Annotated in this window: 7 protein-coding genes and 1 tRNA gene; 4 read left to right on the plus strand and 4 right to left on the minus strand. The window is 65.5% G+C overall.

Annotated features, from left to right (window positions below):
• The first annotated feature begins 873 nt into the window (after positions 1-873).
• Both GJ633_RS11140 and aglM read left to right on the plus strand, forming a co-directional pair.
• Complete coding sequence (locus GJ633_RS11140) at positions 874-1260, plus strand: NUDIX domain-containing protein (RefSeq protein ID WP_321169036.1); 387 nt, start codon at positions 874-876, stop codon at positions 1258-1260.
• A 130-nt stretch (positions 1261-1390) separates the two neighbouring features.
• The gene (aglM, locus tag GJ633_RS11145) at positions 1391-2695 is read left to right on the plus strand and encodes a UDP-glucose 6-dehydrogenase AglM (protein WP_156588887.1); all 1305 of its coding nucleotides are present in this window, start codon (positions 1391-1393) and stop codon (positions 2693-2695) included.
• Here aglM and GJ633_RS11150 read toward each other — a convergent pair.
• Positions 2670-3542 (minus strand): sulfite exporter TauE/SafE family protein, encoded by an 873-nt coding sequence (locus tag GJ633_RS11150; protein WP_156588888.1) that lies wholly within the window; start codon positions 3540-3542, stop codon positions 2670-2672. The two genes, aglM and GJ633_RS11150, sit on opposite strands and share 26 nt — an antisense overlap.
• A gap of 195 nt (positions 3543-3737) precedes the next feature.
• Here GJ633_RS11150 and GJ633_RS11155 point away from each other — a divergent pair, with 195 nt between their 5' ends.
• Positions 3738-5534, plus strand: coding sequence for a PAS domain-containing protein (locus GJ633_RS11155; protein ID WP_321169037.1), 1797 nt, complete (start codon positions 3738-3740; stop codon positions 5532-5534).
• 314 nt (positions 5535-5848) lie between these two features.
• On the opposite strand, the gene GJ633_RS11160 is transcribed toward GJ633_RS11155, so the two are convergent.
• From GJ633_RS11160 to GJ633_RS11170, 3 genes are all read right to left on the minus strand, one after another.
• Positions 5849-6023, minus strand: a tRNA-Trp gene (locus tag GJ633_RS11160).
• A gap of 86 nt (positions 6024-6109) precedes the next feature.
• Positions 6110-6334, minus strand: a complete 225-nt coding sequence (locus GJ633_RS11165) for a DUF5795 family protein (protein WP_156588890.1) — start codon at positions 6332-6334, stop codon at positions 6110-6112.
• A gap of 89 nt (positions 6335-6423) precedes the next feature.
• Positions 6424-7398, minus strand: coding sequence for a DUF5794 domain-containing protein (locus GJ633_RS11170; RefSeq protein ID WP_156588891.1), 975 nt, complete (start codon positions 7396-7398; stop codon positions 6424-6426).
• Positions 7399-7982: 584 nt separating this feature from the next.
• Here GJ633_RS11170 and GJ633_RS11175 point away from each other — a divergent pair.
• On the plus strand, positions 7983-8829 hold an 847-nt coding region (locus GJ633_RS11175; protein ID WP_156588892.1), incomplete at its 3' end, for an IMP dehydrogenase.

The following is an 8829-nucleotide window of genomic DNA, read 5'->3' on the forward strand; positions in this document are numbered from 1 at the left end:
TCGACCACAACGATCTCGCACTATTAGTAGTTCTCATCGACCGGCTGTTTCAGGCGAGAATATATCTGAAGAATAGGAGTTCAACAAAGCTCCAGTGCCCTATTTTTCCTTAGATGCTACTGAATATAGACTCGGAGCATATCGACGTAACACATACGCAATAGTGGATGTTATAATCCCTATTGGTACACCATACATAATTGCTGTCCCCACACCGGTTAAAAATCCATAGTCAGGTTGGGGGTGATTAAGCGAGATGATACTATACAGAGCATAGCCGTTCATGATGATGACGGCGACAGCAATACTCACTAATATTCCGTCATTTCGATATGTATGTATCCCTGCGAGGATACCCGCTGATACTGTGACTCCAAGTGGACTCATAAATAAACTAGATAATTTTCCCACATCGAAATTCCCAGCAAGATAGAGTTGACCAAAGAACAAGGCCATGAGAATGACCGAGTACCCGAGATACCGAAGCGATCGTTTCAACGACTTCCCTAGAAGAAACGATTCTAACCACGGCCCCATTTATGTCAGTCGGTTGGTTCACTGGTTAGATAAGTTTTTTTAGTTTCTTTATTCAGGGAAACGGGCGGAACGGTCGGTCGATGCGCAGGCACGTTCTCACAGATATTCATCTACAACGTGGTGAAAATATCTCCTCGTGACGCGTTCTCCGGCACTCTCACACCGGTGTCCCTATAAATAGCGCCACCCGCGATCGGACGTGCAATGACGGCGTTCCCCAGCTACTGTCCTCGCTGTGGGTCGGAACTCGAACGGAGGCGTATCGAAGGGCGCGAACGAGCGTATTGTACACGCTGTACGGAGCCGGTCTATCGAAACGCGAAACCCTGTGCGGGAGTGATCGTCGTCGACGGGGTGCGGGCGTTGTTGGTCGAGCGAACGAACCCCCCTGCGGTGGGGTCGTGGAGCCTCCCGGCCGGGTTTCTGGAGGTGGACGAGCCGCCCGAGGCGGCAGCCGCGAGAGAACTGGCCGAAGAAACCGGGGTGTCCGTTCAGACCGCGGATCTGGAACTGTTCGACACGAACCTGGTCGCGCACGACGACGGGACCCGCGTTCTCGTCACGATCTATCGGACGACGCGAGACGTGGTAACCGGAACCGTCGTCGCCGGGTCGGACGCGGCCGACGCCCGGTTCTGGAACGTCGACGAACTCCTGGAACGGAACGAATCGATCGAGATGGGATACGAACCGATCGTTCGGCGAGCGATCGCCGAGGAGTAGACCGGGAGCCGATCGGCGGGGCCGTCGAGCAGCGAGGAACGTCGAACCGATCGCGGGAACGTCGTCCAATCGAACGGAGGGGTGGGCGACCGGATGGTTCTTGTCGATTGCAGGAGAACCTGTGTGTAGAATGCAGTTATCCGTCATCGGCAGCGGCTACGTCGGAACGACCGTCGCGTCGTGTTTCGCCGATCTCGGCCACGAGGTCGTGAACGTCGACATCGACCAGGAGATCGTCGACAGCATCAACAGCGGGACACCCCCCGTCCACGAGGAGGGGCTCCCGGAACTCGTGGCCGAACACGCGGGCGCCGACGGCACCGGTCGTCTCCGCGCCACCACCGATTACGACGCCGTCCTCGACACCGACGTCACCTTCCTCTGTTTACCGACGCCGCAAAACGACGACGGGAGCATCGACCTCTCGATCATGGAGGCGGGCGCGACCCGGCTCGGCGCCACGCTCGCAGCGAAGCCGGACTGGCACACGGTGATCGTGAAGAGCACCGTCGTCCCCGGGTCGACCGAGGACGTGATAACCCCCGTGTTAGCGGCCGAAAGTGAGAAGACGGCAGGCGAGGGGTTCGGCGTCGGGATGAACCCCGAATTCCTCCGCGAGGGCAGCGCCGTCGACGACTTCCTGAACCCGGACAAGGTCGTCCTGGGGGCGGACGACGACCGCGCCCGTCGAGACATGCGGGCCGTCTTCGAGCCGCTCGTCGCGCGGGCAGACGCCCCGGTGGTGGAGACGGACACGCGGACCGCAGAGATGATCAAGTACGCGAACAACGCCTTCCTCGCGGCGAAGATCAGTCTCATCAACGACCTCGGAAACATCTGCAAGGAGCTGGGGATCGACTCCTACGAGGTCGCCGACGCGATCGGGCTCGACGACCGCATCGGCGAGCAGTTCCTCCGCTCGGGCGTCGGCTGGGGGGGCAGCTGCTTCCCCAAGGACGTCGCGGCGATCGTCGCCGCCGCGAAGCGCGAGGGCTACGACCCCGCCGTCCTCGAAGCCGCCGTCGAGATCAACGAGGGACAGCCGGAGCGCCTGCTCTCGTTGCTCGCCGACCACGTCGACCTCGACGGCGCCCGGATCGCCGTGCTCGGACTCGCGTTCAAACCCGGCACCGACGACGTGCGGAACTCCCGGGCGATCCCCGTGATCCGGGGACTCCAAGAGCGCGGCGCGACCGTGACCGCCTACGATCCGGTCGCGACCGACAACGCCAGGGAGTACGTCGCGGACGTCGAGTACGCCGACGCCGCCGCGACGGCGCTGGCCGACGCGGACGGCGCCGTCGTCGTCACCGACTGGGACGAGTTCGCCGCGCTCGACGAGGAGTTCGACGCGATGGCCGCGCCGGTCGTCGTGGACGGCAGGCGGGTCGTCGAGCGGCGCGACGGGATCACGTACGAGGGGCTGACCTGGTAACCCGGGAGGTTCGTGAGCCCGTCCGCGAGCGGGTCTGCCAACGGGATCCGGCGACCACCGGCTCAGAGGCTTCGGCGCCGCCGAGCACGAGCCGGACGCCGATCCCGGAGAGCAGTCCGAGGACGAGCCCCCGACGGATCTGCTCGCTCACGCGACCGCGGAGTCGCTTCCCGGCGGCGACGCCGGCGACGGCCGGGACCGCGGCCGCGAGAGACGCGAGGACGAGCCCGAGGTCGGAGTAGAGTCCGAAGGCACCGGCCGCCGCGATGCGGAGCCCGTTGATCCCGACGAATACGAGCGCGACGACGCCGACGAACAGCCCGTGTGAGAGGTCACAGCTCCGCACGAACGCGACCAGCTGGACGCCCACGTTCGTCGCGCCGAACAACAGCCCGGAGACGATCCCGACGCCCGCCATCGCGAAGGGAGTCTCGACGAAACACCGGTCCGTCGCTCGCGACAGCGCGGGAACCGGGACGATCCGCTGGGTCGTGGCGACGAACCCGAGCGCGACCAGTCCGAGGAGGCCCCGAAGCGGCCCGGCCGGGAACCGGCCTAAAAGCGCCGTGCCGAGCAGGGTCCCGACGAGTGCGGCGAGGAGTAGCGGAGCGAACCGTCGCCCACACGTCTGTAACTCCTCACGAGAGAGGTCGCCGACGAGCGCGAGGTTCACGCCGAACATCGGAAGGATCATGAACGCGACCGCGGTCGCGGGGTCGAGGAGGGTCGCGAGCGCCATCGTCCCGACGACGGCGAACCCGAAGCCGGCGATCCCGTTGACGGCGCCGGCGACCGCGACGACGGCCGCGATCGCCGCGATCGACCCGCCCGAGAGCGCGAGCACCATGTCGTCCGATGGCGACGGACCGGAATAAATCGACGCCGCACGTGCGACACCGGGACACGGCCGGGGTCGATGAGAGCAGCGGCCGCCGGGGTCGATGAACCGTCTCGGTTGCAGTCCGAGTCCGTCGGCTCGTGCGGAACGAGACAGCAATGTTACAGTAAAGCGTATAACCGATTCGTTTCAATAAGACTGAACGTGACAGCCGAGTTTCCCCGTCTCGGACTCGACGAGACGCTCGACGAGCGAGCCCTCCTCGCAGACGCCGGCGGCGTGACGGTGCTCCACGTCGAAGACGACCCCGCGGTCGCCGAACTCGTGGCGAGGTTCGTCGAGCGGGAACGCGAGTACTTCGAGGTGGTGACGGAGACGGACCCGCACGCGGGCGTCGAGCGAGCCCGCGAGGCCGACGTGGACTGTGTCGTCTGCGACTACGAGATGCCGGGTATGAACGGCCTGGCGGTGTTGGAGGCGGTCCGGGAGGGAGACCCCGAGCTGCCGTTCCTCCTGTTCACCGGCACGGGCAGCGAGGAGATCGCCAGCGAGGCCATCTCCGCGGGCGTCACCGACTACCTGCAGAAAGGCGTCGGCACGGGACAGTACGAGGTGCTCGCCAACCGGGTCGAGCAGGCCGTCGCCCGGCGCCGCGCGGAGCGACACGTCGAGCGGGGGTTCCACGCCATCGAGGCCGCCCACGACGGGATCAGCCTGCTGAACGACGACGGGGAGTTCGTCTACGTCAACGCCGCGTTCGCGGGGATCGTGGGGTATGACCGCGGGGAACTGCTCGGCAGCCACTGGGAGCTGCTGTATCCCGCCGCCGAACGCGAACGGGTGGCGAACGTGATCCTGCCGCAGGCGAGGGCGGACGAGTGGGCCGGCGAGACCGAGTACGTCCGCGAGGACGGGGAGACGGTGACCGTCGACCACCGGCTGTCCTTCACGAGAGAGGGGACGATGGTCTGTACCGTCTCCGAGATCGACGACGACGCCGTCCGCGAGGAGCTGTCGATGAAAGAGCGGACGATGGACGAGGCCCCGATCGGCATCGTCGTCACCGACCCGAGCAGGGAAGACAACCCGATCACCTACGCGAACGACGGGTTCCTCGAGCTGACCGGGTACGCCCGCGACGAGGTCCTGGGCCGCAACTGCCGATTCCTGCAGGGCGAGGCGACGCACGACGCGCCGGTGGCCGAGTTGGCCCGGGCCGTCACGGCCGAGGAACCGGTCACGGTCGAGTTGCGGAACTACCGGAAAGACGGTGAGCTGTTCTGGAACCGCGTCACGGTCACGCCGCTTTTCGACGACGACGGGACGCTCGAGCATTTCGTCGGCTTTCAGGAGGACGTGACGACCCGCCGGGAGCTGTTGTCAGAGTTCCGCGGGCTCGGCAGCGTGCTCTCACACGACCTGCGGAACCCGCTCCAGGCCGCCCACGGACAGCTGGAGCTAGCTCTGGAAACCGGCGACATCGACCACGTCGAACGGGCGATGCCGTCCCTCGACAGGCTGGACGAGGTGATCGACGACGTCACCGACGTGCTGCAGTCCGGGTCGATCGTCGACGAGCGCGAACCGCTCGACGTGGGATCCGTCGTCGAATCGGTCTGGTGGTCGCTGCAGGGCGACGCCGAGGTCGGGTCACTCGAGGTGCGGGGATCGCCGACGGTCCGCGGCGATCGCGACGCGGTTCAACGCCTGTTCGACAACCTGCTCGGGAACGCGGTGGAGCACGGGGAGCCACCCGTGACGGTGCACGTCGGCGAACTCGAAGACGGCTTTTACGTCGCGGACGACGGACCTGGGGTCCCGGCGGCGAACCGAGAGCGCATCTTCGAGCAGGGATTTTCGACGAAGGAGAACGACGTCGACGCCGGACTCGGGTTGACGAGCGTCCGACAGATCGTGCTCGCCCACGACTGGCGGATCGACGTGACCGACAGCGAGGCGTTGGGTGGCGCCCGGTTCGAGATCCGGACCCGAAATCGTTGAGAACTGACGGTGTCCCCCAGCCAGCACGTCTGTCTTCTACGAACGTCGTTCTTCTGGTTAGATTTTCTTTGAGATTTCACAAGGAGTAGTGCCAACAGTGTTTATCGCCATATTTGGTTTGTGGGTGGTGTGGAATTGTCGTTTTGAGAATATAGTGTTATGTGGTGTTCCTCTAAAGTATGAGTGAATCGCTACAAGGCTCCGGGTGCCATCCCACGATCGCATGGAATAAGGTTCCAAATTCGAGTTTCGCTTATAAAGAAATCGGGCGAAGGCTCCTACATCTGTGCATTACGAATCGTGCGTCGAGAGAGTGGGGCCGGAGGGATTTGAACCCCCGATCGACTGATATCTCCGGTGCGCCTCGGAACTCCAGAGGGTCGTCAACGCGACCGATGATCAGTCGGCCGCTCGGTATATCAGTCTGGAGTGTCGTCCCGGGCGCGGGCCTCTGGAGTCAGTCGCCATGCCTGGCTTGGCCACAGCCCCGCGTGATCGCGCATCGTCTGCTTACCGAAACGCGGATAAAGGGGTTTCGATCGGTCCCGATCGGGGGACAGAGCCGCGCCGGCCGATCACTCCCGGTCGTCGTCGCTCCAGTCGCAATTCTGACACTTGTACCCGGTGACGAACTCGGTCACGCTCGGCATGTAGCCGACGGAGATGACGTCGCCGCCGCACTCGGGACAGTCGCGGTCGGCGTCGGCGATCGACTCGGCTTCGAGCACCGACTCCCCTTCGACCAGCTCGGCGAGTTTCTCCGGCGTCACCATCCGTCCCTGCACGACGCGGTTGGACATACCCGGCGTAGGTCGCGGGGGGACTAAACACCGGCGACCCCTCCGGCGAGACGTGCGTCGGTCCGAGACGGGAGATATCGAGAGGGGGACTACAGCCAGGGAGCCCGGGAGTCGTCCTCGACGAACGGGTCGGAGGCGTCGTCGCTCTCGGTGCCCGAGTCGTCGGCGGTGTGCAACACGGCGACGTCGTCGTCCACGACGGGACCGGCCGGCGGCGCGTCCAGCGGCGGGTCGGTCGCGTCGCGATCGCTGCCATCGGCGGCGTCGACCCCGCCAGCGTCGCCGGCCGCTCCGCCGTCGGAATCACCTGACGCGGCCGCTCCTGGACCGACATCCGGGTCGTACGCGAACAGCGTGGTCACCGCGAGCACGGCGAGCGCGATCGGCGCGTCGGTCTGCATGACGTCGAACGGCCCGAGCAGGATCGGCAACGCGAGCACGCCGAGCGCGACGGCGGAGCCGAACCGGAAGCGGTCGATGTCGACCCGTCCGCGCAGGTGCGGCGACAGCAGCGCGATCGCCAGCGCGAAGGCCACGCCGACACCGGCGGCGGCGGCGCCGGCGATCACGTGCTCGGGCGAGGTCTCGAGGGCGACGCCCGACGGTTCGAAGCTCGCGACGAGCCCCAGTCCGACGATGACGCCCGGGCTCGGCAGGTGTTCACCAACTTCCGAACTGGCGGTCTTGGCCGCGATCGCGAGGATCACCAGCCCGGCGAAGCGCTCGAAGACGGCGAGGTTCAGGAATGCCCTGAAGGTGGGTGCGAGCGCCGCCTCGACCGCGGCGAGCGGCACGATGACCGCCCCGATGAGCAGCACGGAGGTGACCATCTGCCGCCGGTCGCCGTCCATCTCGGCGAGGATCACCGCGGCGGTCGCGGAGCCGCCGAAGATGAGGATCCCCGTCTCGAGCACGCCGGCCGGCGAAGACAACACGCCGGCGAGGACCAGCGCGGGGAAGATTCCGTCGACGAGCGGCAGGATCATCACCGTCGCCAGCAGCTTCGTCGCGCTGCCGACCCGGCGCTCTAACCGGAGGGCGACCGGGTGACGTGAGACGCTCATTCAGGGACGGGACCCCTGACCGACGGGTAGACGGTGGGAAGCGGACGACCCGCGATAGCCGAGGGCCCGGCGTGCGGCGTCGTCGCCGACGACGACCCGACGAGCCCGCGTGAAAAATTTGCGCAGATTGCCGGCTGTAAAGCGGACGCCGATACCGAGAGTCGGCTGGCCGGCGGTGCGCGTGTTCACGGGACTGTCGGAGTCCATATCCTACATATGAGTTGCGGCCGCGTTAAAGGTTGTGTGAGACCGGGATACACACGAGTGTCGAACACACGGTCGCCACGGATATTCGACTGCGATCCGTCGTCCAAATCCGGTTCGAAGCGCAGATACGTCGGTATCGAACGCACGTTGGCGTCGATTATTGGTCCGGTAGCGACGCACTATCGGAGGGAACTCACTCCAGACGACACGCTCCGGGAGCGCCGCCGCACGGCGGCGATCGACGATGCGAAGCTCGTGACGAGTCCCAGTCCGAGGAAGTACCCACGAATGTGGATAGTACGTGGTTCTGGATGAGAACGACGTGCACGTCCGTGATGACTCGCAACGCTTTTTATCGGGCACTCACGACGGTTTATATGGCGACAGACACCGGACGATTCTCCGCGAAACTCGACGTGCCGGAAGCGCTGACGTTCGACGACGTGCTCCTCAGACCCAAGGAGAGCCGGGTGGAGCCGGACGACGCCGACCTCTCCGCACGCGTCTCGAAGAACGTCGAACTGACCGTTCCCGTCCTCTCGGCGGCGATGGACACGGTCACCGAGAGCGACCTCGCGATCGCGATGGCGCGCGAGGGGGGACTCGGCGTGCTTCACCGCAACATGACCGTCGAGGAGACCGCCGCCGAGGTCGAACGTGTCAAGCGCGCCCACGAGCTCGTCATCCGCCGCGAGGACGTCGTGACGGTCGATCCGGACGACACGGTTCGGGAGGCCGACGCGCTGATGGAGAGCGAGGGCGTCTCCGGGGCGCCGGTCGTCGACGACGACGACACCGTGCTCGGGATCATCTCCGGCACCGACATCCGCCCGTACCTGGAGGTGGGCGAGGACGACGCCGTCCGCGAGGCGATGACCGACGAGGTCATCACCGCACCCGACGACGTCGATGCCCGCGAGGCGCTCGAGCTGATGTACGACCACAAGATCGAGCGGGTCCCGATCGTCGACGACGACGACCGCCTCGTCGGACTCGTCACGATGCAGGGCGTCCTCCAGCGCCGCGAGCACGAGGAGGCCGCTCGCGACGATCGCGGCCGTCTCCTCGCCGGCGTCGCCGTCGGTCCGTTCGAAGAGGAGCGCGCGATCGCCGCCGACGAGGCCGACGCCGACGTGATCTTCATCGACTGTGCACACGCGCACAACCTCAACGTGCTCGACTCCGCGCGGGCGATCAAAGAGACGGTCGACGCCGACGTCGTCG

The sequence above is a fragment of the Halorubrum sp. CBA1125 genome, assembly GCF_009742825.1.
In the GTDB taxonomy this organism is placed as follows: Archaea; Halobacteriota; Halobacteria; order Halobacteriales; family Haloferacaceae; genus Halorubrum.